At 50.8% G+C, this 472-nt stretch carries 1 protein-coding gene; it reads right to left on the reverse strand.

Features of this window, described 5'->3' with window-relative positions; genetic code table 11:
• A partial coding sequence (locus ACTHUR_RS19900) for an aminotransferase class I/II-fold pyridoxal phosphate-dependent enzyme (RefSeq protein ID WP_440400521.1) occupies window positions 1–294 on the reverse strand: 294 nt, incomplete at its 3' end.
• Window positions 295–472 lie beyond the last annotated feature (178 nt).

Raw genomic sequence — 472 nt, forward strand, 5'->3', positions numbered from 1 at the left:
GCCCAATACGGGCAGGATTTCATTGTCGGGATTGAGGCTTAAACCATCATAACGGCGGGCAACCCATTCGGCGCAGGCTTGGCGCAGTTCGGGCAGGCCTGCGGTCAGCGGATATTTTTCCAATTCGTGCAGGGAGGCGGTCAGTGCATCGGTGATGACTTTGGGCGTCGGGTGTTTCGGCTCGCCGATTTGCAGATGGATGGGGGTTACGCCTGCGGGTGCGTCAATGCCTTGCATGGCTTCACGCAAGCGGGCAAAAGGATAGGGTTTGAGGTGGTTCAATAATGGATTCATGATGTTTCTGCTGGATAAATTCAGGCGATAATCTTAGCATTTTTTAGATGGATTGGGACAAAAAGGCCGTCTGAAAACAGGGTTGAATGTTTTTCAGACGGCCTTTTGAGTGTTGATACGTTTATTGGGCAGGGATGACGGGTAGGGAACCGTTCAAGAGATATTGAATGGTTTCTTG

It is taken from the genome of Neisseria sp. P0021.S007 (assembly GCF_051956855.1).